Genomic DNA, 24,075 nt, shown 5'->3' with positions numbered 1-24,075 from the left:
ACCTCCCCGTGTGCCACGCTGCGGACATGTCCTTGTCCGCCCAGGGCGGCCCCGCTGTCTTTTGCTCCTGTCAGAGCACGAAGACCGGTGGCTTTGCGTCCCCGCCTTTCGACGGGTTTGCCGACTGCATGGGACGCAGTGTGCGGATGTAAGCCGTGTTTTGTCCGTGCGTCAGTTCACGAACCGAGACCCCCGCCCGGCGAGCGGCGCGAGGCCCGCGACGAGCGGTTTTTGAAGCTTGCGGCGGGCTTGCGCCGAGCGTTTTCAGCTCAGGCGACCGGCCGGCAAGGCCGTTGGCGCAGCGCTCAGCGTGCGCCAGCGCCATGCGCCCAGCGCGGCGCTGAACGCAACACTGATGCCTGCCAGCAGAGGCAGCGGCGCGCCCAGATCCTTTTGCAGCAGGAACATGCCCCAGCCCATCAGCATGAAGGCCAGGATGGGCACGACGGTGGTCCAGGCCGTGGGCGACTTCATGCGCGAAGGCGCGCGCAGCAGCCAGCCGGTGCTCAGTGGCAGGGCGCCAAAGGCCAGGCACAGCAGTGCGGCATTGTTCGCGGCCCAGGCCAGCAGGCCCAGGCCGGCGGTCGTCAGCGCCCAGGCAACCAGGGCGTGGCGCAACTGCATCCGCGCAACCGCGCGGTTCAGCGCCTCTCCCTGCGGCAGGCCTGGCAGCAGCCGCATCAGGGCCTGTTCGCGGCGGCTGTGCCAGAGCATGTTGGGCAGGGTGAAGCAAGGGTTGAAACCGATGCTCGCCAGGCCGATGGCCATGCCGTAGGCGCCTTTGGTCCAGTTGTCCTGCAGGCCCTGGCCGGCCAGCGCAAACGCGATGAAGAAGCTCAGCGCGGCGATGCCCACGGCCATCACGGCGCCCAGGCTCTGGTGCAGCCAGTGCTGCCGGCCATGCAGCACGATCTCGGCGCGGCGCATGGCGCTCTGGCCCGTCGGTTCGGCCTGCGCGACGACATGGCGCTGCCAGGCCGACACGGCGAGCGCAAAAGGCTGGCTCAGCCATTCGCCCACCCGGCCGAAGGCGGCGGCACCGGCGTATTTGCCCTGCATGCTGTCCTCGGCGGCGCGGCGCATGCGGCCCAGGCGGGCATAGGCCTCGGCGTGGGCCGCGTCGCCCCTGCCGAACAGCCGCGTGAGCGACCAGCCCAGGGCCAGCAGGCTCAGCGCGAGCACGGACAGCGGCTGGGCCAGCCACAGCTCGCGCAGCGCGGTGCCCAGAGGCGCCAGCCGCCGGTCCAGTCCGGTGCCGAAGAACAGCACCGGCCCGATGGAGATCACCAGCCAGAGCTGCCATTCGCGCGTCGCCCAGCCCATGAAGGCCAGCACGGCCGCGGCGCCCAGCAGCAGCAGGGCGAAAGAGGGCATCTGCGGCAGGCAAAGCCACAGCAGGGCTGCGCTGCCCAGCGACAAGCCGGCCCAGGCTGCGAGCGCGGACTCCAGCGTCTGGCGCAGATGGCCGGGCACAAAGCGCGCGGCATGGGGATGGTTCTGCTGCATGAGGCTGCCGATGATGGCCATCCACAGCGACATCAGCACCAGTGCCGCCGAAAGGGCCAGCATGGGCACCGCCAGCTGCGGCGCCAGGTAGACGCCCAGCGCCAGGCCCAGCACGGCCAGGGCGAACAGCGCCCGGCGGCCCCAGGGGGATTCGCGATCGCGCTGGCGCCAGAAGGCCAGCAGCAACTGGCTGTAGGGGGCGGCTTTCATCACGTCAGCTCCGCGAACAGGTCTTCGAGGTTGACGGCCTGTGCGTCCAGCGGCGCGCTCACGCCGGCCGGCAGCCGGGCCAGCACGCGCTCGCGGCCGGCCTCCAGCGGCGTGCGCTTGAGCGGCTGGGCGTTCAGCCGCGCGAACAGGCTGGCCAGTTCGGTGACGGTGCCGGTGAAGGCGCGCACCTGCTCCAGCAGCTCGTCCAGCGGCGCCTGCAGGGCGATGCGGCCGCCGCTCAGGAAAGCGAGGTTGAAGGCGACTCGCTCCAGGTCGGACAGGATGTGGGTGGAGAACACGACGGTCGTGCCGCGGTCCAGCACCTGGTCGACCAGCTCGCGCAGGAAGTCGCGCCGGCCGACGGGGTCCAGGCTGGCAACGGGTTCGTCCAGCACCAGCAGGTCGGGGTCGTGGGCCAGCGCGCGGATGATGGACAGGCGCTGCTGCTGGCCGCCACTGAGCTTGCGGATGGGTTTGTCGCGGGCGATGTCCCAGCGCGACAGCAGGCCCTCGACCCTGGACTCGTTCCAGCGCGGGTAGAAGCTCTTGAAGTAGGCCAGCAGTTGGGCCGCGGTGAAACTCTCGAACAGGTCGCTCTGCTGGGGCACATAGCCGATGCGGGCGCGCGCCGCGTCATCCAGCCGCGCGGCGTCCTGGCCGAACAGCTGCACGCGGCCCTGCTGAGGTTCACGCAGGCCCAGCAGCGTCTCCAGCAGCGTCGTCTTGCCGCAGCCGTTGCGGCCCAGCAGGCCGACCACCTGGCCCGGCTGCAACGTCCAGTCCAGCGCCTTCAGCACGGCCTCGCCCTTGGGATAGGCGAGGCTGACGCCAGCGAGTTCGGCGGTGGCGGTGTCGGAGTGGGGAAAGTGGGCGGAGGAGGCAGTCATGCTTGCGTCTCGTCGAGGATGGTTTTGAACAGCTGCAGGGCCTGGGTCTTGGGGAGCTCCAGTTGCCGCGCTTCGGCGGCCGCCTTCTCCAGCGTCGGCCGCAGCAGCTCGACGCGGTCGGCAGTGGGTTGGGCGCGCTGGTGCTGCGCCGCCACCACCATCGACAGCCCCCGGCGGCGCTCCAACACGCCGTCGGACTCCAGCAGGGAATAGGCCTTGGAGATGGTCATGGGGTGCACGGCCAGGGCCTGGGCCAGCTCGCGCACCGAGGGGATCTCGTCGCCGGCCTTGAGCTGCCCGGCCGCGACGCGCCGCTTCACCTGCTCGATGAGCTGGCGGTAGATGGGCTCGGGCGAGCCGGTGTTGATGTGGACGAAATGGGTGGGATCCATCGTTAACTGCCTACGTGTATCAGTACGATAGTACACGTGGACAGTTGATGTCAAGCATTTGTTGTCTGCGCGGGCGTACGATGGTTTGCGTCTCGGCCCGCGGAGACCCTCATGATGCAGACACACCGTCGGCACTGGCTGGTCATCTCGATGCTCGCGGCGGCGGGTGTCGGTGCCGAACCTATCGATGAAGACCTGGCCCTGGCCTATGGCGACAAGGGCACCATCAGCATCGCGACCGGCAGCGCGCAGCCCCTGCGCCGTGCGCCGGCCGTGGCAACCGTCATCACGGCGCAGGACATCGCGGCGATAGGCGCGACCGATCTCGACGAGGCCCTGGCCACCGTGCCGGGCCTGCATGTCAGCTACGGCCCGATCATGTACACGCCGCTCTATGGCGTGCGCGGCCTGCTGAGCCAGCCGCTCAATGTGCAGGTGCTGCTGATGATCAACGGCCAGCCGATGAAGACCGCGTACACGGGCGACAAGGGCAATACCTGGGCTGGCCTGCCGCTGGAGAACGTCGCGCGCATCGAGGTCATCCGCGGCCCCGGCTCGGCGCTCTACGGTGCTGACGCCTTCGCCGGCGTGATCAATATCGTGACCAAGGGCCCGGCCGATCTGCGCGGCACCGAGGCTGGCCTGCGCGGCGGCTCCTTCCGTAGCCGCGACGCCTGGCTCCAGCATGGCGGCAAGCTCGGGCCGCTGGTGCTCGCCGCCTACTTGCGCGTCGGCGCGACCGATGGCCATGGCGCGACGATCACGGCCGACGGCGCGACGCGGCTCGACAACCTGTTTGGCACCCACGCCAGCCGCGCTCCCGGGCCGGCCAATCTTGGCCACGATGCCGTTGATGCAGGTCTCGAACTCGGCTGGGACAAGTGGCGGCTGCGCGTCAACAAGGTCGTGCGCCGCAATGCCGGCACCGGCGCCGGCGTCAACTCGGCCCTCGACCCCGACAGCGTGATCGACATGGACCGGCTGATGGCCGATCTGGGCTGGACCGACGCGCAGCTCGCACCCGACTGGGCCGCCGGTTTCAGCGCGGCGCTGCACAACTATCACGAGCAGACGCCGCGCGGCCTGGTGCTGTTTCCGGCCGGCGTCCGCATCGGACCGAATCTCTTTCCCGACGGCATGATCGGCGGCCCGGCGCGTTGGGAGCGCATGTGGCGCGTGGACGCGCATGCGGTGTATGGCGGGTTCCAAGGCCACAGCCTGCGCATCGGCGTCGGCCACGACGACACCGACCTTTACCGCGCCGAGACGCACAAGAACTTCGTCCTGACGCCGACCGGCGTGCCGGTGCCAACCGGGCCTGTCATCGACTACAACGCCATCCAGCCCCATATCCGGCCGGCTCGGCGCGACAGCAACTATGTCTATGGCCAGGACGAATGGCGCGTCGCGCCCGACTGGACCCTGACCGCTGGCGTCCGCCACGACCGCTACTCCGATTTCGGCGGCACCACCAATCCGCGCCTGGCCCTGGTCTGGGAGGCTGCCTACGACGTGACGGCCAAGCTGATGCATGGGCGAGCGTTCCGCGCGCCGGGCTTCAGCGAGCAGTACACGATCAACCCGGTCAGCACCGGCAACCCGGACCTCAAGCCCGAGCGCATCAAGACGACCGAGTTCGTGCTCGCCTGGGCGCCGAGTGCCGAACTGCAGTTCAATCTGAGCCTTTACCGGCTCGACGCGGTCGACATCGTGCGCGTCGTTGCGAACCCGGCACCGGCCACCGGTGCGACCTACCGCAACGTCGGCCGGCTCAAGGGCCGCGGCGGCGAGCTCGAGCTTCGGTGGGACGCGCTGCGGCAGCTGAGCGTGACGGGTCACCTGGCCTTGCAACGCGCCACCGACCGCGCGACCGGTGCTGATGCCGGCTATGCGCCGCATCAGCATCACTACCTGCGCGTCGACTGGCGCCTGCCTGACCAATGGCTCGTCAGCGGCCAGGCCAACCATGTCGCCGACCGCAAGCGCGCGGCGGGCGACGCGCGGCCGCCGGTGGCCGACTACACGACCGTCGACCTGACCGTGCGGCGCCTGGCCGCTACCCTCGGCTGGGAAGTCTCGGGCTCGCTGCGCAATGCGTTCAACGCCGACGCCCGCGAGCCGACCCTGCCCGGCGGCGTGCTGCCCAACGATCTGCCCTTGGCTGGGCGCTGGTTCTGGCTGCAGGGGCTGTACCGCTTCTAGCCCTTGCTCGAAGGACTGCGCACAATGCAGGCTTTAGCGTTCCCGCCCTTCACCATGCGCCGCCTGCTGCTCGCTTCTGCCCTGCTCGCCTCTTTCGCCGCCCAGGCTCAAGTCAAGGTTGACGACCCCTGGGTGCGCGCCACCGTCGCGCCGCAGAAGGCCACTGGCGCCTTCATGCAGCTGACCTCGGCCAAGCCGGCCAAGGTCGTGGCGGCCAGTTCGCCAGTGGCGGCCATGGTCGAGATCCACGAAATGAAGATGGACGACGGCGTCATGAAGATGCGCGCAGTCGACGCGCTGCCGCTGCCAGCCGGCCAGGCCGTGGCGCTCAAGCCCGGCAGCTATCACGTCATGCTGATGGGCCTCAAGGGTCCGATCAAGGCCGGCGAGACCGTGCCGCTGATGCTGACCGTCGAGGGCGAGGACAAGCAGCGCACGACGGTCGAGATCAAGGCGCAGGCGCGCTGACGCATGGCGAAGATGTACATCGTTGATGCCGCCGACCCCGACGGCTATGTCGCCGCGCTCGGCGGCTGGCAACAGGCCCAGGTGGTGGCGCTGCGCGCGGCCGTGCAGGAGGCCGCGCCCGGCCTGGAGGAAAAGCTCAAGTGGGGCCACCTCGTCTACTTCAGCAACGGCCCGGTGCTGCTGATCCGCGCCGAGCCCGAACGCGTGCTGTTCGGCTTCTGGCGCGGCAAGCGGTTGCTGCATTTGGAGCCCCGCATGCGCGGCGGCGGCAAGTTCGAGCTGCGCACGCTGGAGCTGCAAGAGGACACGCCATTCGAGCGCGACACCGCGTTGGCCTTGGTGAAGGCGGCCGTCGTGCTCAATGCCGAGCTGGGCAACCCGCAGCGGGCGAGCGTCGCGGGTCAGTGAAGCGGGCGTAAAGCCCGTTCAGTTCTGGCCAGGGTTGCCGATACCCCATGATTACTCCGGAGTTGCCCATGGTCGCCGCCGTCAACACCCAAGCCCCGGCCAGTCCCCTGACTGGCGGCGCCTCTGCCGGCCGCACCGAGCAGCCCGCCAAGGAGCTGGACAGCGGCAACCAGCAGGCCGTGGTCGTCAATATCTCGGTAGAGGGCGCGAAGCGGGCCGGCACTGCCACCCAGGCCGCCCAGGCGGCGCCCAGTGCCCAGGGTCTTCCGGCCCGGCCGGACGATGGCGGCGACGTCCAGGTGACAGCACAGCAACTACAGGCCAGCGCGCCCAAGGCGCCCCCGGCTGATGCCAGTGGCGGCGGTGCGGCGCCTGCCGGCGGCGAGACGCCCGCGGTCAGCACCAGCACCAGTCAAACTTATGAGCCGGCCGATACCGACGAGGACGGCACGGTCTCCCCGATGGAGCGGCAGGCCTACGAGGCCAAGCTGGCCGACGAGAAGGCCGCCGCCCAGGCGGAGAAAATCGCGCGCGCCGCCGAGGCCGACGCTGCGGTCAGGGCCTACGAGGCGGTCGAGCAGCTGGGCGGCGCCGAGGGCTGAGGCCCTCAGGCCCGGGCCGCATTGGCCGCGATTTCAGCGGCCAGCCGCGGCCACAGCACCTCCGGCAGGTCGTGCCCCCAGCCGGGAATGGTTTCCAGCCGCGCGCCGGGAATGCGCTTGGCCAGGTCATGCGCCGCGGCGACCGGGATCAGCGCGTCGTCCTCACCGTGGACGATGAGGGTGGGCGCCGTGATGCGCGGCAGCCGCTCGGCGCGGTGCACATCGGCGGCAACGGCCACGATCTGGCGAGCGACTGCCTGAGGCCGGAAGGACCGCTTCACGCCGCTCGCGAGGCGCTCGCGCAACTGGCTGGGTTCGGGCGGGTAGCCGGGGCTGCCGATGATGCCGTAGAGGCTGGCGTAGTGGTCGAGGACGTTCTCGAACTTCTGCTGCGGCGTCGTGGCCGGCCGCGGGCGCGACAGCAGCGCACGGCGCACCTTCAGGCTCTCCTTGGGCACGCTGCGGTCGCCGCTGGTCGTCATCATCAGCGTCAGGCTCTTCAGCCGCTGGCCATGCGAAAAACCCAGATGCTGGGCCACCATGCCGCCCATGGACGCACCGCAGACATGGGCCTTGGCAATGCCCAGTGCGTCCATCACGCCGACAGTGTCGCGCGCCAGGTCGCTGAGCTGGTAGGGCGCCTTCACCGGAAGCCGCAGCGTGTGCAGCAGGGCCGCCATCGGAATATTGGGCGTGCCGAGCTCATCGAAGGGCTGGCTCAGCCCGACGTCGCGGTTGTCGAAGCGGATGACGCGAAAGCCGCGGGCCACGAGCTCGTCCACAAAGCCCTCGGGCCAGGCGATGAGCTGCATGCCCAGGCCCATGATCAGCAGCAAGGGCTCGCCGTTGTCCGGGCCGTGGATGTCCACTTCGATCTGCACACCGTTGGCCGAGACACGCATCGCGGGTCAGCCCAGGTCCACTTGGCGCTCGATGACGCGCGACACCAGGCCGTAGGCGATGGCCTCTTCGGTACTCATCCAGAAGTCGCGCTCAATGTCTGAGCGCACGCGCTCCAGCGGCTGGCCGGTCTCGCGCGAGATCGTGGTGGCGAGGCGCTCGCGCGCGCGCAGGATCTCCTTGGCCTGGATGGCGATGTCGCTGGCCTGGCCGCCAGCGCCACCGGCAGGCTGGTGGATCATGAAACGCGTGTTGGGCAGCGCGAAGCGGCGCTCCTTGGGCACGGCGAGGTAGATGTGGGTGCCGGCGCTGGCCACCCAGCCGGTACCGATCACGTTCACCGGGGCGCGCACGAAGCGGATCATGTCGTGGATGGCGTCACCGCTCTCCACATGGCCGCCAGGGGAAGAGATCAGCAGCGTGATCGGTGCATCGGAGTCCTGCGACAGGGCCAGCAGCCGGCGGCAGGTGGCGTGCGCCATCTTGTCGTCGATCTCGCCAAAGATCATCACGAAGCGGCCCTTGAAGAGCAGCTGCTCTTCCATCTTCTCGGGGGCTTCTTTCTTGGCGGCCTTGTCTTCGGCGGCGAGGGTGTGGTGTTGCATGGTCGGGGGTCCGGGTTAAGGGCGATACCTTACCGCGAGATGCGGGAGCGGGTTGAATATGGGTTCAAGGGTCAGGCGTCGCCCAGGCGGCGCCACCAGGCGACGCTGCCGATGACGAACAGCGTGGCGAAGCAACTGGTGCTCCAGACGACCGTGCGCACCAGCCGGCGCATCGGGTAGCCGGGCAGCGTGTCGGGCGTAAGGGCCCAGGCGGACTGTGCGCCGACCGCGAGCGCCACCGCCAGGCAGGCCCACAGCACGCGGGCGCGCCGCGGGTCCGGCGCTTCCGTGCGGTCGGGCTGCCGGCGCACCACCCGGGCGTAGGCGACGGCAAGGACCAGCGCGCCGGCCACGGTGCTCAGGTGCTGCAGCAGCCGGGCGACCGTCAGCGGCCGGCCCAGGAAGGTCAGCAGCGGCTGGGCCAGCCAGGGCAGCAGGTCGGTGAGTGGCGGCACGGGGTGGGTGAAGAGGTCCCACAGCAGGTGGGTTGCCGCGCCGAGCAGGATGGAGAGCACGGCGACCGCCCAGCGCGCGACGGCCGCTCGCGGCGGCGGCTGTAGCTCACCGCGCACCAACGACCGGTGAGGCTCGGGCAGCAGCACGGTCAGCGGGCGCGGCCACCGCAGCATGAGGCCCAACAACAGCAGGCCGGCCGGCAGACAGACGGTCAGGACCCCCATCGGCGTGTGACAGAAGGCGCGCCAGGGGCCGTGCATGCCGACGTAGTAGCTCAGGTCGGGGGCCATGGCCCCCAGGATCAGGCCGGGAAACGAGAGCCAGCGGGGGCAGAGAGACCGCAGGGGCAGGACGGCTGCGGGGTGGGCGAAGGTCCAGGGCATGGTGGGGTTGTCAACAGCACACAAGAGCACCGTCGTGCATGCTGCACGATGCGTGCCCGACGGGTGGCTGGGCGTTCTACGGCCGCACCGGCGTCTTGTAGAACCACCGCCTCGCCCCCTTGGGCTCAAACGGCTGCCAATCCCCATCCGGCTGCGCCAGCCGGTCCGCCAGCGCATACAGCGCGATCGGGTTCACGCCCAGGCCGATGTGGCTGGCCTGCACCTCGATGTTCTCGGCCAGCGGCGAGGGCGCGTTGACGCTGCAGCGCCAGGCGACGACGCCATCGCTCTTGGAGTAGATGGAGGTCGTCGGCACAGGCGGTGCCTGGCGGATCTGTTCCATCAGCTCCGGGTCGTTGGACGCATGGCCACTGACCATCTCGAAGAAGCGCCAGGCGTTGGTGGCGCGCGGGTGGCCGGTGAAGGGCGTGCCCAGCGTGACGACGCAGCGCGCCAGCTCCGGGCACTCCTTGGCCAGCTCGCGGGCGTAGATGCCGCCCAGGCTCCAGCCGATCAGGCTGACCTTGCGGCCGTGACGCCGGTGCAGCTCGACGAGGTCGGCCTTGGTCTGCTCCAGCACGCCGGCGCGCGGGCCGAAGTTGAAGCCCTGGCCCCAACCCTGCGTGGTGTAGCCCAGCGAGTCGAGCATGGCGCGCAGTGGTGCCGTGGTGAAGTCATGCGCGCCCAGGCCGGGGAAGACGAGCACGGGATGGCCGTCGCCATGTGGCAGCTTCTTCATCCACGGCATGGTGGCCAGCAGCGCCGCGTACTCCCAGGGCGCTCGGCCCTCCAGCATCAGCAGCCAGGCGTTGGGTGCGCGCAAGTCGGACCAGTCGGGGTGAGGGGTGGTGGGGGTCTGGTGCCAGTGCGAGAAGCGCGGCGAACGGGAGGCGGGCATGCGTAAAGCGGGGATCGGGCAGGCACCGCGATGTTAGCCAGCTGTCGCCTGTTTCCGGGGCGTGCTTGCCCGGGGCCGGGGTGTCGCCTAGGTGACGTTGATCGGTCGAGCGAACCTGTGCACGATCAGGCCGCCGCGGCCGCACGCCGCTTGGCTGGCGCCTTCTTCGCCACCGGCTTCTTGGCCGGCACCTTCTTCGCCGCCGCCTTCTTCACCACCGGCGTCGGCTCAGGCTCGACAACCTCCGCCACCGGCAGCGCCTGGAACTCCATGAACGCCGCCTCGACGTACGCCGACAGCTCCGCCGTCTCCGGCAAGGCCTCGCCGCAGGCCATCAGGCCGATGTCCAGCGACTGGTTGTAGGTCTGCACCGTCACGTTCAGCGCCAGGCCGTGCACGGCAATCGACGTGGGGTAGTTGGTCAGCATCTTGGCGCCGGCCAGGTACAGCGGCAGCTGCGGCCCGGGCACGTTGGAGATGACGACGTTGGCGACCACGGGCAGCTTCTCGGCCACCTTGGCGCGGCCGTAGAGCATGGCGCCGGCCTGCATCAGCCATGGGATGCCCAGGGAGGGGAAGTCGGTCGGCATCAGGCTCTTGAGCTGGCTCATCTGCGCCTTCATGGCCTTGCTGGAGGCCATCACATGGGCCAGGCGCTCGCTCGGGTCGCTCAGGTGCGTGCCCAGGCTCATGAAGGTCATGGTGGCCTGGTTGTTGGACGTGGTGTCGCCGGCAGCGCGTGTGGACACGGGCACGGCGGCGATCAGGCTCTTGCGCGGCAGCGGGCCATGCTTGGCGAAGTAGCGCCGCAGCGCGCCGCCGATGACGAAGAGCACGGCGTCGTTGATGCTGGCGTGGTGGCGCTTGCGCGTGCGGTTCAGCTCGGCCAGCGGCAACGTGACGCCTGAGAAGGAGCGGGTGTCAGACAGGCTCACATTGAAGCGCGTGCGTGGCGCCGGCCCCAGGCTGGAGACAGCTGTCTTGCCGCGCACGACCGCCGTCGTCTGCGCGGCAACGTCGCCCAGCAGCGTGCGCAGCTTGTCGATGGAGGCGCCAGCCGCGGCGCCGCCCGCGTAGCCCATGGCCATGTTGCCGAGGATGTTGGCGGCGCTGGGCAGGGAGCGGGCCAGCTTGACGGTCTGCTTCCATTGCTGCGACACGGCGGCGCGCAGCATGCCGACGGTGCCGAGCTGGCCGCGCTTTTTGCCGCGCGCGGCGATGGCGTCGATGGCACGCGGCTCCGGGCTCAGGTCGAGGATGACCTGGGCCAGCGCGACGGCGGCCTGGCCGTCCACGGCGGCGTGGTGGAGCTGGGTGTACAGGGCCACATGCTGCTGGCCATCGGGACCGGGCTCCAGGCCAGTGAAGACATGGAACTTCCACAGCGGCCGGCTGCGGTCCAGCAGCACGGGGTGCAGGGCGCCGACCTGCGCCTCCAGGTCAGCCATGCCGCTGCCTTCGGGGAGCGGGATCTCGACGATGTGCTCCTCGAGATCGGGGTCGGCATCCACCCAGCCCGGGTTGGACAGGCCCAGCGGCATCGCAACCAGGCGGCGGCGCAGGGCCGGCAGCAGCGGCATGCGCGCCCGCATGTGCTCGCGCAGGTCTTCGACGTAGTCACCGTCGTAGCCGACAGGCAGCTCCAGCAGGTGCAGCGCGCCGACATGCATCGGCATCTGCGGCGTTTCCAGGTAGAGGAAGCTGGCGTCGAGGCCGGCGAGCTGTTTCATCGGGCTGTCTCCTGGTGTATTTATCCCACCCCCTACGGCCTGACGGCCGCCCCCTCAAGGGGGCACTGCCGACGGCCCGGCAAAGCCGGTTCCGTGGCAGTCACTGGAGGCGTCGGCCCAAGGGCCTCTTTCATTCCTCCGGCACGAAGATCCAGAGGAGGACGTACAGGAGTATGCCGCTGCCGAAGGCCAGGAAGAGCACCGTGAAGATCAGGCGCCAGACCCAGGAATCCAGCCCGGTCGTGCGGGCGATGCCGCCGCAGACGCCGCCGACCCAGCGGTCGATGCGGGCGCGGCGCAGGCCGTTGACGGCGCCGACGTTGGGGCCTGCCGCACTGCCTTGGCTCGCCGTGGCCTGGCCGCTGAGCAAGCGGGCCTTGGCGCGGGCGAACTCCTCGTCGTTGAGCACACCGCGTGCATGCAGATCGGCCAGCTTGTTGAGTTCTTCTGCGTCGTTCATCTTGGGGCTCCTTTCGGGGTTGATGGGACGAAGCCTAGCGGCCTGGCGCGTGCAGGCCAGCGTGTTGCGACAGTCGGTCGAATCTGCGGGACGCGCCCGCGGAAATCAATGGACAGGCTGTTTGCCGGGATCGATATCCACGAACTGCCAGAAGTCCTGCCAGAACAGCGGGCGGCGGAAACCGCTCATCCAGGGCTGCTCGATGTCAGTCAGGATGCGGTGGGCATGCACCTTGTAGGGCATGTAGGTCACGGCGATGCGCTTGGCCTCCTTGAACAGGGCCTCGCGCTCGGGGCCGTCAGGCATGGCCTGCATGCGGTCGTAGATCTCGTCGAAGCGCGCGTTCTTGAAGCGCGGCAGGTTCTGCGTGCCCGAAGCGGGGCCGTAGAGGCGCTGCATGGCCTCCTGGCCGTCCGACGAGGCCGCCGTCGAGCCCACCGGCCACATCTGGTACTTGCCGGCCTGCGCGGCCTTCATGTTCTCGGGCCACTGCTGGATCTTGACCTGCAGCCGGATGCCAACGGCGCGCAGGGCCTTCTCCCACAGCTCGTCGATGGCGCGGTTGAGCGAGTTGGGCTCGGTGTTGCGCGTGAGGATCAGCGGGCTGCCATCGGGCAGGTCCCGCCAGCCGTCGCCGTCCTTGTCGACATAGCCATACATGTCCAGCAGCGCCTTGGCGCGCGCCGGGTCGTAGTCGCTCATCTCGCTCTTGAACGCGGGGTCGTAGCCGCTGGTGTTGGGCACGATGGGGGCCTGGGCCGGCGTCCCTTGGCCGCGCCGCGCGCTCTTGATTTCCTTGCGCACATCGAAGGCCAGCGAGATCGCACGGCGCAGCGCGATTTTGTCGGGCGTCATGCCGCCGATGACTGGGTCTTCGAGGTTGAAGCAGGTCAGCGTCATGTCGGGCGCCAGCGTGAACACGGCCTGCATGCCGCGCTTGGCCAGGTTGGGTGCGAGCTTGCCGCCCGGCGCGGCCTGGGTGATGAACTCCTCGGGCACCTTCTCGATGAAGTCGTGCTCGTTGTTCAGGAAGGCCAGCCAGCGCGGCTGGTTCTCGACGATGACATCGACGACGACGCGGTCGATCATCGGGATGCGGCGGCCCTTGAACCGCGCGTAGATCGCCTGGGCTTCGGCGTCGCCCGGCGCGGGCTGGGCTTCGTAGTGGCGCTCGCGGTAGTCGGGGTTGCGCTCGAACACCATCTGCGAGCTGCGCCGCCACTCCTTGAGCATGAAGGGGCCGGTGCCGACCGGGTGCTCCATGATCTTGTCGCCGTAGAACTCGACCACCTCGCGGGCCACCGCGCCGTAGAGGTCATTGCCGGCAAAGATGGATTCGATCAGACGCGGACGCGGGCCATTGGTCTTGATCTGCAGCGTGTAGCGGTCCAGCGCGCGCACGCCAGCGATCTCGGTGTCGTAGGAGAAGGGCTGCTTGGTCTTGAGGGCTTTGTCGCGCGCCGCGCCCAGGCCGGTGATGTCCTGGTCCTCGTAGCTCGTCCAGGCCTGGGCGTTGGTGGCCGGGTCGGCAAAGCGCTTGATGCTGTAGACGAAATCCGCGGCCGTGACCTCGCGCTTTTTGCCCTTGAAGGCCGGGTCGTCGGCGAAGTAGATGCCCGGCTTGACCTTCATCGTGAAGGTCCGGAAGTCGGCGCTGATCTCGGGCTCGCCGACGGCGATCAGCGGCATCAGCCGCGTCGGCCTTGCCAGCGGGTCGAAGGCGTACAGCGTCTCGAAGATGTGGGCGGTGATGCTGCGCGAATAGATGTCCGCCAGGCGCGGCGGGTCGAAGCCGGTCTCGGCGATCTTGAAGGCATAGCGCAGCGTCTTGACCGGCTCGGCCGCTTGGACGGGAGCTCCGATCGACAGGCAGACGGCGAGAGTGGCGAGCAGTTGTTTCATCACTTGGCCTTGGCAAGGGCGGCGGGGTCGATGTCGATGTACTTCCAGAAGTCGCGCACGAAGAGGTTGCGGCTGTAGCCCTTGACCCAGGGCTGCGCCATGTCGGTCCAGATGCGGTGGACGTGGAATTTGTAGGGGGCGTAGGCAACGAGCAGGCGCTGGCCCTCGGTCATCAAGGCCAGCCGCTCTGGCCCGTCGGGCAGGGATTTCTGCTTGTCGTAGACGGCATCGAAAGCGGCCAGTTCGAAGCGCGGCTTGTTGGCGTGACCCTTGGCCTTTCCCGAGCCCAGGGCCAGGAAGGTGTCGCCATCGGCCGTCGTGCCGACCCAGCCGACCATCCACATCTGCAGCTTGCCGGCGTTGGCCGCCTTGAGCTGCTCGGGGAACTTGCCGATCTTGAACGTCATGCGCACGCCCAGGGCAGCCATGTTCTTCTGCCACTGCTCGGCGAGCTGTCGGCGCTCGCCGTCGGCAAGCGTCGAGTACTCGATGGCAAGCGGCTTGCCGTCAGGCTGCTCACGCCAGCCGTCGCCGTCGCGGTCCACGTAACCGTACAGGTCCAGCAGGGCCTTGGCCTTGGCGAGACTGAACTCGCTCATCTCCGACTTGAAGGCCGGGTCGTAGCCGAACACGGTGGTCGGGATGGCCCCCTGGCTCTTCAGCGCCTGGCCGCGGCGCACGAGGCGGATTTCCTTGTCCAGGTCCACGGCCAGGTTGATGGCGCGGCGCAGCGCGATGCGCTCGGGCGTGTAGCCGCCGACGACCGGGTCCTCCATGTTGAAGTAGCTCAGGTGAATGTCGGCGCGCGGGTAGCGGGTCGCCGTGATGCCCTGCTTGGCCAGGTTGGGCGCCAGGCGATTGCCCGGCATGGCGACGCTGGCGAAGTCGATGGGTACCTCCTCGATGACGTCGGCCTCGCCGCGCAGGAAGGACAGCCAGCGCGGCTGAGCCTCTTCGATGATGTCGATGACGACGCGGTCCACCAGCGGCAGCTTTTTGCCCTGCAGGGCCGCGACCTCGGCCTTGAGCTTGTCGCTCGCGTCGGGCGGCGCGATCTCGGCATAGCGCTGGTCGCGGTAGTTGGGATTCTTCTCGAGCACGACGCGCGAGCTGCGCCGCCACTCGGCCAGGCGGAAGGCGTTGGTGCCGACCGGGTGCTCCATGATTTTGTCGCCATAGAACTCGACCACCTCGCGGGCGACGGCGCCGAGGAAGCCGGCGTCGGCGAACTGCTGGATGAAGCGCGGGTCGCCGACGCCGAGCTTGATCTGCAAGGTGTAGCGGTCCAGGGTTTTCAGGCCCTCGACGTCGCGGTCGTAGTCGAACGGCTTCTTGGCCTTCATCAGATCGCGGCGCAGCTCCGACAGCCCCAGGATCTTGGCGTTCTCCAGGATGTAGAGATTGCCGCTCTTGAGCGCGGGATCGTAGTGGCGCTTGACGCTATAGACGTAGTCGGCCGCGGTCAGCTCGCGTTTCTTGCCGCCAAAGGCCGGGTCGTCCGAGAAGTAGATACCGGGCTTGACCCGCATCGTGATCGTCTTGAAGTCGGCGCTGATCTCCGGCATCTCGGCCAGCGTGGCCGGGCGCAGCGTGAAGGGGCGGGTGCCGAAGTCGTATTCCAGCGGCGCGTCGAGGATGCCGCCGAGGATGTCCTTGGAGTACTTGTCCGTCACCTGGACCGGATCGAACCCGGTCTCGGCCACCTTGAAGGCGTAGCGCAGCGCCTTGTCCTGGGCGTGGGCGACGTTCAACGCGCAGGCCAGCAGCAGGGCGGTCAGCAGGGAGGGAAGCTTCATCGCAACGTGCGCGGGGTGGCAGGAAAGTCGCGGAGTCTAGTGAAACCGTCAACGCAAAGCCGAAGGTGACTCGCATAGACTCCGCCCCGTTCTCTCGTGTAACCCCGCATCCACAGCGGGGTTTGTGGTTTCTGGAGCCCTGAATGGCGGCCTATCTGATCCGACGCCTGTGGCAGATGATCCCGACCCTGCTCGGTGTCGTGCTGCTGGTGTTCTTCCTCTTCAAGTACTTCGGCAGCGACCCGGCCATCATCCTCGGCGGCCTGAACGCCAGCCCGGAGCAGATCGAGTCCATCCGCGAGCAGCTCGGGCTGAACAAGCCGGTCTGGGAGCAGCTGTGGATCTTCATCAAGCAGATCGTCAGCTTCGACTGGGGCAAGAGCTGGGCGACCAACGAATCGGTCGCCAACCTGTTCGCCACGCGGCTGCCGGCCACGCTGACGGTGACGCTGCCCATCCTCATCCTCGAGGTGATGCTGGCCATCCCCTTCGCGCTGGCCGTGGCGACCGTGCGCGGCAGCCTGACCGACCGCACGGTGATGATCTGCACGACTGTGGCCGTGTCCATCTCGCTGCTGGTCTACGTGATCCTGGCGCAGTACCTTTTCGCCTTCCGCCTGGGTTGGTTCCCCGTGCAGGGCTGGACGAGCAGCCACTGGACCAACCTGACCACCTACGCGCCGCTGCCGGTGCTGGTCGCCGTGGCCGTGTCGATGGCGCCGCAGATCCGGCTGTACCGCAGCTTCTTCCTCGACGAAATTGGCCATGACTATGTGCGCACCGCGCGTGCCAAGGGCATGACCGAGGGCACGGTGCTGCTCAAGCATGTGCTGCGCAACGCGATGATCCCCATCCTGACCAATGTGTCCGTGCTGCTGCCTGGCGTGCTGGTGGGCAGCTTCCTCATCGAGGTGTTCTTCTCCATTCCGGGCCTGGGCCGCGAGCTGCTGCTGGCGGTCAACCGCGGCGACTACCCGGTCATCCAGGCCTTCGCCATCTACCTCGCGGCGCTGACGATGACGGTCAATCTCGTGGTGGACCTGCTCTACAAGCTCGTTGACCCGCGAGTCGTTCTCAAATGAGCGCCGTGTCCAACTCCTCCGGCCCGGTCCGGGCGGCGGAATCTTCGAGCGGCGGCGTCTGGGCCGCCGCGTGGCGGCGCCTCAAGACCGACCGCGTCGGCGTCGTGTCGATGTGGGTCGTCGGTGCCTTCCTCGTCCTGGTGCTGCTGGCGGCCACCAAGCTGCTGGCCTCGGGCTGGCAGCAGGAGGTCGGCGTGCCCAACGCGCCGCCCACGCTGCTCGGGCCCCAGCCGCAGGAAGACACCGGCACCATCGCCACGCCCAAGGGCCCCAACGTCGACCTGTCCGACATCGACCCGCTGGCGCCGCGCTACGCCGAGTGGGCGGAGCGCGCCAAGGCCTTCAAGACCGAAGAGGCGCCCAGGGCCGAGACCCTGCCGCTTGGTGGCGACCGCCTGGGCCGCGACGTGCTGGCCAAGGTCATCAAGGGGGCCGAGGTGTCCATCGTCGTCGGCCTGGCGGCGGCCCTCGTCGCGACGCTGATCGGCACCGTGCTGGGCGCCATCTCGGGCTTCTTCGGCGGCAAGGTCGGCGACCTGCTGGAGTGGGTCTACAACGTCTTCACCGCCATCCCCAGCATCTTGCTGATCTTCGCTTTCGCGGCCATCTTCCCGCGCGGCGTCGGCGCGGTCGTCTCGATCCTGGCGCTGACGGGCTGGACGGGCATCTACCGCCTCATCCGCGCCGAATTCATGAAGCATCGCGTGCGCGAGTACGTGCGCTCGGCCGAGGCCATCGGCGCGTCGCAATGGTCGCGCATGTTCAAGCACATCCTGCCCAATGTGTCGCACGTAGCCCTGGTGCAGCTGTCGCTGCACGTCGTCAGCTTCATCAAGAGCGAGGTCATCCTGAGCTACCTCGGCCTGGGCGTCGGCGTCGACCAGGTGAGCTGGGGCACCATGCTGGCCGAGGCGCAGAACGAGATGATCCTGGGCTACTGGTGGCAACTGGCCGCCGTGACGGCCTGCATGGCCGTCTTCGTTACGGCGTTTGCCCTCTTCACCGACGCGCTGCGCGACGCCCTCGACCCCAAGCTGCGAGGTCTCGAATGAGCATGCTGCTGAGCATCCAAGACCTCAAGGTCGCCTTCCGCATGGGCAAGCAGGGCGGCGCCATGCAGCGCACGCTCGCTGTCAAAGGCGTCAGCTTCGACGTGCCGGAGAACAGCACCGTGGCGCTGGTCGGCGAGTCGGGCTCGGGCAAGAGCGTGACGGCGATGTCCGTGCTCAACCTGCTGCCCAGCAACGCCGAGCGCGAAGGGCGCATCCTGTTCCAGGGCCGCGACCTGTTGCAGGCCTCCCTGCGCGATCTGCAGGCCATCCGCGGCCGCGACATCGCCTGCGTCTTCCAGGACCCGATGAGCTCGCTGAACCCGGTCTTCGACGTGGCCACGCAGATCTGCGAGCCGCTGATGAAGCACATGGGCATGAGCCGCCGCCAGGCGCTGGTGCGTGCCGAGGAGCTGCTCAACGAGGTCGGCATCCCCGAGCCCAAGCGGCGCCTGAGGGCCTATCCGCACGAGATGTCCGGCGGCCAGCAACAGCGCGTCATGATCGCCGTGGCCCTGGCCTGCAGCCCGAAGCTGCTGATCGCCGACGAGCCGACGACGGCGCTGGACGTGACCATCCAGCGCCAGGTGATGGAGCTGATGGCCAGGCTCAAGGAATCGCACAAGATGAGCCTGCTGTTCATCTCCCACGACCTCGGCGTCGTCGGTGAGATCTCGGACCAGGTCGTCGTCATGCGCCACGGCCAGGTGCGCGAGAACGCACCGGTGGCGCAGATCTTCAACGACCCGCAGGACGCCTACACCAAGGCCCTGCTGGCCTGCCGGCCGTCGCTGACGGAGAACCCGGCGCGGCTGATGGTCATCGACGACCACATCGCCGGCCGGGCGGCCGGCAACGACGCGAAGGTGAAGGACGACAGCGCGCCCGTCATCATGGAAGTGACCGGCCTGCAGAAAAGCTTCTGGCTCAAGGACGGCCTGTTCGGCAAGCGCGAGTTCAAGGCCGTCAAGGGTGTGAGCTTCAAGCTGCGCAAGGGCCACACGCTGGGCGTTGTTGGCGAGTCCGGCTCGGGCAAGACGACCATGGGCCTGACGCTGCTGCGCCTGCACGAACCCACCGGCGGCCAGGTGCTGTTCGAGGGCAAGGATCTGCTGAAGATGAGCGGAAGCGACTGGCAGCAGATGCGCCGCCGCATCCAGGTCGTGTTCCAGAACCCCTATGCCTCGCTGAACCCGCGCTTCACAATCGGCCAGACGCTGCGCGAGCCGATGGAGATCCACGGCATCGGCACCAGCACCGCCGACCGCGAGGCCCGTGCCGTCGCCCTGTTGAAGAAGGTGGGCCTGGACGAGAGCGCAATGGCCAAGTACCCGCACGAGTTCTCGGGCGGCCAACGCCAGCGCATTGCCATCGCGCGCTGCCTGACGCTGCAGCCCGAGGTGCTGGTGCTGGACGAGGCGGTGTCGGCGCTGGACGTGTCGGTGCAGGCCCAGGTGCTCAACCTGCTGAAGGACCTGCAGGACGAGTTTGGCCTGAGCTACATCTTCATCAGCCACGACCTGGCCGTCGTCAAGTTCATCTCCGACGAGGTGCTGGTGATGCAGAACGGCGACGTTGTCGAGCAGGCACCCACGCGCGAGATCATCCAGGCCCCGCGTGAGGATTACACGCGCCGCCTGCTTGGCGCGGTGCCGCGCGGATATCAGGGGCCCGGCGCCCGACCGGCCTAGCCTGGCGATTCTTACGGTTGCGTGTAATTTCAACGGTCTCTGACGTGGGATCCGCAACAGCCAGGCCGAACCGCGCTGAAATCAGCAGCGCGGCCCGGCAAGCCCGGCCGCCAACCGTTTCGATGCATCAATCCCTGGCTTCACGATCGACGCTGTGCGCGGCGCTGGCCGCATTGGCATTGCTGTGCGCCTGCTCGCCCAGCGAGGGTCCCGGTGCGCCCGCCTCCGCCGCATCGAACGTGCCGGACGAAGGCCTGGCCCATGACCTCGAACGCATCGAGCGCGCTGCCCGCGCCAAGCCCGCGGCGCTGGAGCAGGAGCTGCGGGTCCGCGGCGAAAAGCTGCCAGCCGGCAGCGCCGCCGAGCTGGACGTGCTGGCCCTGCGTGGCCTGCTCGCCGCCTATGCACGCGACCGCGCGCTGACCGACCAGATCACCCAGCGCCTGCGCGACTGGCCAGCCGGTGAACTGCGCGCCGCGGCCGCCGTCGCAGCCGCCAGCACCAGCGCCGAATACCTGCGCTCCCACGGCGACCTGCGCGAGGCGCGCAAGACGCTGCTGGCCGTGGACGCCGCCCAGCTCAATGCCGCCGCGCCCGTGTTCCGCTGGCGCTACCACCACCAGCTCATGGCCATCGCCAGCGATTCGGGTGAACTCGACCTGTCGCTGAACCAGGGCCACGCTGCCCAGCGCCTGGCCGAACAGATCGGCCGGCCCTGGCGCGTGGCGTTGACGCTGGTGGACCTGGCCTTCACGTCCAGCCGTGCGGACACGCCGGCGCGCGCCCGCCAGCTCATCGGCCAGGCGCTCACCGAGGCCCAGAAGGACCCGGACCCGATGACGCTGAACCAGGTCTACACGATGCGTGGCATCGTCTACGCCGAGGACAGTGACTCCAGCATCACGCTACAGGCCAATTCGGATGCGCTGGAACAGGCCACGCGCGCTGGTGCCGACTCTGTGCGCGCCCTGGGCCTGGCCAACTTCGCCGACTATCACCTGCGCCAGGGCCACCCGGCGCGGGCGCTGGAACTCGCCGAGCAGGCGCTGCCGCTGGCGCGCGCGACGCGCAACATCAGCGCCGAAAGCGTCGCCCGCTCCAACATCGGCCTGGCCAAGATCGCCATGGGCCGCATCGCCGAGGGCCGCGACGACGTGCGCGCCGGCATCACGCTGGACGAACAGCAGGGCGCCATGTCCTACGCCTCCGCCGGCTGGCAGGAGCTCGCGGGTTATCTGGAACGCGCCGGCGACCTGGCCGGCGCCATCGCCGCCTACCGCGAGCATCGCCGCATGGACGAGCGCGTGCTGCGCGACGAGACCCGCAAGCTGCTGCTGGAGGCCCAGGAGCGCCAGGACGCCGAACAGCGTGCGCGCGACATCGAGCTGCTCAACCGCGACAACGCCCTCAAGGCCGAGCAGGTCCACCAGCGCAACCTGGCGCTGACGCTGTGGTCGGCCATGGGCGGCTGCGTGCTGGTGTCGCTGGGCCTGCTCTGGCAGGCCTTCCGCCGCGTGCGTCGCACCAACGAGGCGCTGGCCCACAGCAATGCCTCGCTGAAGCGCCAGAGCGAGACCGACCCCTTGACCGGCCTGGCCAACCGCCGCCACTTCCAGGCCGCGATCAAGACCCTGGCCAGCGGCGAGGGTCTGGCGGCCAGTCTCTTCCTCATCGACATCGACCACTTCAAGCGCATCAACGACAGCTTCGGCCATGCCGCGGGTGACACCGTCCTCATCGAGATTGCCGAGCGGCTGCGCCAGGCCGTGCGCGACGACGACCTCATCGTGCGCTGGGGCGGCGAGGAATTCCTTATCGTGGCACGCAGCCACGACGGCATGCTGGCGAACCAGCTGGCCCAGCGTCTGCTCGACCTGGTCGGCAGCAAGCCTGTTCTGTATGAGGGCCGTGAGGTGACTGTCACGGCCTCCATCGGCTTCGTCAGCCTGCCGGTGGCGCCGCACGGGCTGCGCCTGTCCTGGGAGCGCGCCATCGACCTCGTCGACACCGTCATGTACCTGGCCAAGGCGCACGGTCGCAACAAGGCCTATGGCGTCGAGCGCATTCATGCCGAGGATGCCCTGGCCGCGGCGCAGTTGACGGCCCGGCTGGAGGCCGCCTGGGCCGAGGGCCTGGTGGGCCTGCAGGCCCTCAGCGGCCCGGCCCGCACGGCCGACAGCGGCTTCCATCCCGACGCCGCCAGCCGGCCGGCCAACGCATGAGAACCATTGCGTTGCTGCTGCTCCTGATGCTGGCTTCGGGCTTTGCGACCGCAGCACCGGTCACAGCGCCCGACCCGGTGGCCGAGGACACCCTGCTGGCCAACATCACCCGCCGCGCCTTCGATGCGCCCGAGGCCATGCTGGCCGAGCTGCAGCAGCGCTGGCCCACCCATGCCGAACCCGGTCAGCCGCGCGAGGCCGCCTGGCTGATGGCACGGGGCCGTGTGCTGCTGGCCGCCGGCCAGGCCGGGGCGGCCGATGCCGTTGCCGTGCAACTGATGGGCCGCGAGGACGGCGTCGACCGCAGCTGGGTGCTGCGTGCCCTGGCTCAGGAACGTACCGGCAGATCCGCCACGGCCCTGGCTGCCCGGGCCCTGGCGGGCCTGGACAAACGCTGCCCCGTCGGCGATGAGGTGCGTGCCGTGCGCGAGCAGGGCTGCGACTTCCGCAGCGCCTGGGAGGCCCTGCGCATCCTGCAGCGCGAGCAATACGCCCAGGGCGCCTTCGCCGTCGCCGAGGCCAGCATCAGGCGAGCCCTGGCCCTGGCCCGTGCCGGCGATGACAAGCATCTGACCGCCCTCAGCCACGGCATGCTGGCGGTGGCGCAGCAGGCCCAGGACCGCATGGACGCCGCGCGTGCCGAGCTGCGTGCCGCCGCGGCCGAGGCCGCGGGCGACCTCGTGGCCGGCGCCCGCGTGCGCAACTACGAGGCCGCGGTCGAGCGCCGCGCCCGCGACATGGCGGCTTCGCGCAGCGCCGTCGAGGCCGCGCTGCTGCTGGCCGAGCAGGCCGACGCGCCCCACCTGGCCGCGCAACTGCGCTCCAACCTGGTGGACTCCTACATGCATCTGGGCATGGCCAAGGAGGCATTGGTCGCCGGGCAGCGTGCCATGCCGGTGCTGCAGCGCTTCGGCGACCGCTTCTACGAGCGCAGCCTGCACCACAACCTGGCGGTGGCCCACATCAAGCTGCGCCAGTTCGACCAGGCCCGCCAGGAGCTCGCCAAGGTCGGCGAGTTCGGCACCGACCCGGCCGACCTGGTGCCGCGCGCCCGCGAGCTGCGTGAGCTGGGCGACACCTGGGGCGAGGCGGGCCAGTACAAGGAGGCGCTGGCGGCCCTGCATGCCGAGCGGGATCTCAACACCCGCGCCAACGAGCGCAACCGCGCGGCGGCGCTGGAGGAGCTGGGCCGCAAATACGACAGCGCCGCCAAGCAGCGCGACCTCGACCTGCTGGCCCGCGACGGCCAGCTCAAGGACCAGCAGATCTCCAACCAGCAGCTCGCGCAGCAGGTCGGCTTCGCCATCGGCGCGCTGCTGCTGCTGTCCGTCGCCCTCATCGGCGTGACGCTGGTGCGCATGCGCCGCGCCCAGGCGCGCCTCACGGCCAACCAGAGCCTGTTGCGAGCCCAGAGCGAGCGCGATCCGCTGACGGACCTGTCCAACCGGCGCCACTTCCTGGCCGTCATGGACCAGAGCGCCCGCGACGCCAAGGGCGAGGGCTTTGTCGGCGCGCTGATGATGATCGACATCGACCACTTCAAGAACGTCAACGACTGGCATGGCCACGCGGCCGGCGATGCCGTCATCGTCGAGGTGGCACGCCGCATCCGCGCCGCCGTGCGCGATACCGATCTCGTGGTGCGCTGGGGCGGCGAGGAGTTCCTCGTCTTCGCGCCCGCGCTGCCTGGCGACGACCTCGCGCTGATGGCCGAGCGCGTCCTGCGCGGCATCGGCAGCCAGCCGATCGAGACCGCCGAGGGCCCGCTGCGCATCACGGTCTCGATCGGATTCGCGAGCTTCCCCCTCGGCGGCGCGGCCGGCGCGGGCCTGCGCCTGCATTGGGAGCAGGCCGTCAACTGGGCCGACATGGTGCTGTACCAGGCCAAGGCCGAGGGCCGCAACCGTGGTGTCGGCATCAGTGCCGTCGAGGCCCCCAACGCCCATGCGCTGGCCGCCGTGCTGCAGGACTTCGACGCCGCCTGCATGAATGGCCAGGTCAAGCTCAGGCAGTTGCCGGGGCCGCAATGAGGCCCCTCGTCCAAGGAGTACCTTGGCCGGCCTTGCAGGCCGCGCTGCGGCATGAGCCGCAGCCCTTCGGCAGGCACATCCCGCCCACCGGGCGCGATGTGTCCGGCCTCAGCCCCCGCGGGGACGGCGATGCTTGCGGCATTGAGCCTCAAGCACATCGCCATGGCGGGCCGGCTAGGGAGCGGCCCGGCGCTCG

The 24,075-nt window shown here is 69.1% G+C and carries 20 protein-coding genes and 1 riboswitch; of the genes, 9 read left to right on the top strand and 11 right to left on the bottom strand.

The features are described 5' to 3' along the window. Positions 1-41 precede the first annotated feature (41 nt). A riboswitch (cyclic di-GMP riboswitch) is annotated at positions 42-132 on the bottom strand. A gap of 132 nt (positions 133-264) precedes the next feature. From AC1DW0_RS24845 to AC1DW0_RS24835, 3 genes are read right to left on the bottom strand one after another with little or no spacing between them, the layout of a single operon-like run. After that, positions 265-1,716, bottom strand: a complete 1,452-nt coding sequence (locus tag AC1DW0_RS24845) for a hypothetical protein (RefSeq protein WP_477948624.1) — start codon at positions 1,714-1,716, stop codon at positions 265-267. Further along, entirely contained in the window at positions 1,716-2,603 is an 888-nt protein-coding gene (locus AC1DW0_RS24840) for an ABC transporter ATP-binding protein (protein WP_056191604.1), read from the bottom strand. The genes AC1DW0_RS24845 and AC1DW0_RS24840 overlap by 1 nt, the downstream gene beginning before the upstream one ends. Beyond that, positions 2,600-2,995, bottom strand: a complete 396-nt coding sequence (locus AC1DW0_RS24835) for a GntR family transcriptional regulator (protein ID WP_056191605.1) — start codon at positions 2,993-2,995, stop codon at positions 2,600-2,602. The genes AC1DW0_RS24840 and AC1DW0_RS24835 overlap by 4 nt, the downstream gene beginning before the upstream one ends. A gap of 111 nt (positions 2,996-3,106) precedes the next feature. Between AC1DW0_RS24835 and AC1DW0_RS24830 the strand changes: the two genes are divergently transcribed. The 4 genes from AC1DW0_RS24830 to AC1DW0_RS24815 all read left to right on the top strand — a co-directional run bounded on the left by AC1DW0_RS24830 (position 3,107) and on the right by AC1DW0_RS24815 (position 6,675). After that, positions 3,107-5,197, top strand: a complete 2,091-nt coding sequence (locus AC1DW0_RS24830; RefSeq protein ID WP_477948622.1) for a TonB-dependent receptor plug domain-containing protein — start codon at positions 3,107-3,109, stop codon at positions 5,195-5,197. A 24-nt stretch (positions 5,198-5,221) separates the two neighbouring features. Beyond that, positions 5,222-5,665, top strand: coding sequence for a copper chaperone PCu(A)C (locus AC1DW0_RS24825; RefSeq protein ID WP_477948620.1), 444 nt, complete (start codon positions 5,222-5,224; stop codon positions 5,663-5,665). Between the two features lie 12 nt (positions 5,666-5,677). After that, positions 5,678-6,073: a DUF1801 domain-containing protein gene (locus tag AC1DW0_RS24820; protein ID WP_477948618.1), complete on the top strand. Its 396-nt coding sequence runs from the start codon at positions 5,678-5,680 to the stop codon at positions 6,071-6,073. A 68-nt stretch (positions 6,074-6,141) separates the two neighbouring features. Beyond that, positions 6,142-6,675, top strand: coding sequence for a hypothetical protein (locus AC1DW0_RS24815; RefSeq protein ID WP_477948616.1), 534 nt, complete (start codon positions 6,142-6,144; stop codon positions 6,673-6,675). 5 nt (positions 6,676-6,680) lie between these two features. Here the strand turns inward: AC1DW0_RS24815 and AC1DW0_RS24810 are convergent, their stop codons facing one another. From AC1DW0_RS24810 to AC1DW0_RS24775, 8 genes are all read right to left on the bottom strand, one after another. After that, positions 6,681-7,577, bottom strand: coding sequence for an alpha/beta fold hydrolase (locus tag AC1DW0_RS24810; protein ID WP_457388998.1), 897 nt, complete (start codon positions 7,575-7,577; stop codon positions 6,681-6,683). A gap of 6 nt (positions 7,578-7,583) precedes the next feature. Next, entirely contained in the window at positions 7,584-8,180 is a 597-nt protein-coding gene (locus AC1DW0_RS24805; RefSeq protein WP_477948614.1) for an ATP-dependent Clp protease proteolytic subunit, read from the bottom strand. A 71-nt stretch (positions 8,181-8,251) separates the two neighbouring features. Further along, a complete protein-coding gene (locus AC1DW0_RS24800; protein ID WP_457324301.1) occupies positions 8,252-9,019 on the bottom strand; it encodes a DUF4184 family protein in 768 nt (255 codons plus the stop codon). A gap of 76 nt (positions 9,020-9,095) precedes the next feature. Further along, positions 9,096-9,917 (bottom strand): esterase/lipase family protein, encoded by an 822-nt coding sequence (locus AC1DW0_RS24795; RefSeq protein WP_477948612.1) that lies wholly within the window; start codon positions 9,915-9,917, stop codon positions 9,096-9,098. A gap of 125 nt (positions 9,918-10,042) precedes the next feature. Beyond that, positions 10,043-11,647, bottom strand: coding sequence for a wax ester/triacylglycerol synthase family O-acyltransferase (locus tag AC1DW0_RS24790; protein WP_477948610.1), 1,605 nt, complete (start codon positions 11,645-11,647; stop codon positions 10,043-10,045). 130 nt (positions 11,648-11,777) lie between these two features. Continuing rightward, complete coding sequence (locus tag AC1DW0_RS24785) at positions 11,778-12,107, bottom strand: PspC domain-containing protein (RefSeq protein ID WP_056191618.1); 330 nt, start codon at positions 12,105-12,107, stop codon at positions 11,778-11,780. A 105-nt stretch (positions 12,108-12,212) separates the two neighbouring features. Further along, on the bottom strand, positions 12,213-14,009 hold the full coding sequence (locus AC1DW0_RS24780; RefSeq protein ID WP_477948608.1) for an ABC transporter substrate-binding protein: 1,797 nt from the start codon (positions 14,007-14,009) through the stop codon (positions 12,213-12,215). After that, the gene (locus tag AC1DW0_RS24775; protein ID WP_477948607.1) at positions 14,009-15,805 is read right to left on the bottom strand and encodes an ABC transporter substrate-binding protein; all 1,797 of its coding nucleotides are present in this window, start codon (positions 15,803-15,805) and stop codon (positions 14,009-14,011) included. Before AC1DW0_RS24775 ends, AC1DW0_RS24780 begins: the two co-directional genes overlap by 1 nt. A 143-nt stretch (positions 15,806-15,948) precedes the next feature. On the opposite strand from AC1DW0_RS24775, the gene AC1DW0_RS24770 reads away from it, so the two are divergent. The 5 genes from AC1DW0_RS24770 (at position 15,949) to AC1DW0_RS24750 (ending at position 23,879) form a co-directional block, all read left to right on the top strand. Continuing rightward, entirely contained in the window at positions 15,949-16,887 is a 939-nt protein-coding gene (locus AC1DW0_RS24770; RefSeq protein WP_056191624.1) for an ABC transporter permease, read from the top strand. Then, positions 16,884-17,939 (top strand): ABC transporter permease, encoded by a 1,056-nt coding sequence (locus tag AC1DW0_RS24765; protein WP_477948606.1) that lies wholly within the window; start codon positions 16,884-16,886, stop codon positions 17,937-17,939. Before AC1DW0_RS24770 ends, AC1DW0_RS24765 begins: the two co-directional genes overlap by 4 nt. Further along, positions 17,936-19,627 carry an ABC transporter ATP-binding protein gene (locus AC1DW0_RS24760; RefSeq protein WP_477948604.1) on the top strand — a complete coding sequence of 564 codons (1,692 nt, stop codon included), beginning with the start codon at positions 17,936-17,938 and terminating at the stop codon, positions 19,625-19,627. The genes AC1DW0_RS24765 and AC1DW0_RS24760 overlap by 4 nt, the downstream gene beginning before the upstream one ends. A gap of 122 nt (positions 19,628-19,749) precedes the next feature. After that, a complete protein-coding gene (locus tag AC1DW0_RS24755; RefSeq protein ID WP_157281031.1) occupies positions 19,750-21,849 on the top strand; it encodes a GGDEF domain-containing protein in 2,100 nt (699 codons plus the stop codon). Then, positions 21,846-23,879: a GGDEF domain-containing protein gene (locus AC1DW0_RS24750; protein ID WP_457445839.1), complete on the top strand. Its 2,034-nt coding sequence runs from the start codon at positions 21,846-21,848 to the stop codon at positions 23,877-23,879. The genes AC1DW0_RS24755 and AC1DW0_RS24750 overlap by 4 nt, the downstream gene beginning before the upstream one ends. The last annotated feature ends 196 nt before the right edge of the window (positions 23,880-24,075 follow it).

Source organism: Roseateles sp. P4_D2, from assembly GCF_056401875.1.
Note: the sequence above shows the minus strand (reverse complement) of the source record. Positions and strands in the feature narration are given on the sequence as shown.

Coding starts and splice junctions, on each gene's coding strand:
- AC1DW0_RS24845 (WP_477948624.1), bottom strand. CDS start 1,716: ATGAAAGCCGCCCCCTACAGCCAGTTGCTGCTGGCCTTCTGGCGCCAG.
- AC1DW0_RS24840 (WP_056191604.1), bottom strand. CDS start 2,603: ATGACTGCCTCCTCCGCCCACTTTCCCCACTCCGACACCGCCACCGCC.
- AC1DW0_RS24835 (WP_056191605.1), bottom strand. CDS start 2,995: ATGGATCCCACCCATTTCGTCCACATCAACACCGGCTCGCCCGAGCCC.
- AC1DW0_RS24830 (WP_477948622.1), top strand. CDS start 3,107: ATGATGCAGACACACCGTCGGCACTGGCTGGTCATCTCGATGCTCGCG.
- AC1DW0_RS24825 (WP_477948620.1), top strand. CDS start 5,222: ATGCAGGCTTTAGCGTTCCCGCCCTTCACCATGCGCCGCCTGCTGCTC.
- AC1DW0_RS24820 (WP_477948618.1), top strand. CDS start 5,678: ATGTACATCGTTGATGCCGCCGACCCCGACGGCTATGTCGCCGCGCTC.
- AC1DW0_RS24815 (WP_477948616.1), top strand. CDS start 6,142: ATGGTCGCCGCCGTCAACACCCAAGCCCCGGCCAGTCCCCTGACTGGC.
- AC1DW0_RS24810 (WP_457388998.1), bottom strand. CDS start 7,577: ATGCGTGTCTCGGCCAACGGTGTGCAGATCGAAGTGGACATCCACGGC.
- AC1DW0_RS24805 (WP_477948614.1), bottom strand. CDS start 8,180: ATGCAACACCACACCCTCGCCGCCGAAGACAAGGCCGCCAAGAAAGAA.
- AC1DW0_RS24800 (WP_457324301.1), bottom strand. CDS start 9,019: ATGCCCTGGACCTTCGCCCACCCCGCAGCCGTCCTGCCCCTGCGGTCT.
- AC1DW0_RS24795 (WP_477948612.1), bottom strand. CDS start 9,917: ATGCCCGCCTCCCGTTCGCCGCGCTTCTCGCACTGGCACCAGACCCCC.
- AC1DW0_RS24790 (WP_477948610.1), bottom strand. CDS start 11,647: ATGAAACAGCTCGCCGGCCTCGACGCCAGCTTCCTCTACCTGGAAACG.
- AC1DW0_RS24785 (WP_056191618.1), bottom strand. CDS start 12,107: ATGAACGACGCAGAAGAACTCAACAAGCTGGCCGATCTGCATGCACGC.
- AC1DW0_RS24780 (WP_477948608.1), bottom strand. CDS start 14,009: ATGAAACAACTGCTCGCCACTCTCGCCGTCTGCCTGTCGATCGGAGCT.
- AC1DW0_RS24775 (WP_477948607.1), bottom strand. CDS start 15,805: ATGAAGCTTCCCTCCCTGCTGACCGCCCTGCTGCTGGCCTGCGCGTTG.
- AC1DW0_RS24770 (WP_056191624.1), top strand. CDS start 15,949: ATGGCGGCCTATCTGATCCGACGCCTGTGGCAGATGATCCCGACCCTG.
- AC1DW0_RS24765 (WP_477948606.1), top strand. CDS start 16,884: ATGAGCGCCGTGTCCAACTCCTCCGGCCCGGTCCGGGCGGCGGAATCT.
- AC1DW0_RS24760 (WP_477948604.1), top strand. CDS start 17,936: ATGAGCATGCTGCTGAGCATCCAAGACCTCAAGGTCGCCTTCCGCATG.
- AC1DW0_RS24755 (WP_157281031.1), top strand. CDS start 19,750: ATGCATCAATCCCTGGCTTCACGATCGACGCTGTGCGCGGCGCTGGCC.
- AC1DW0_RS24750 (WP_457445839.1), top strand. CDS start 21,846: ATGAGAACCATTGCGTTGCTGCTGCTCCTGATGCTGGCTTCGGGCTTT.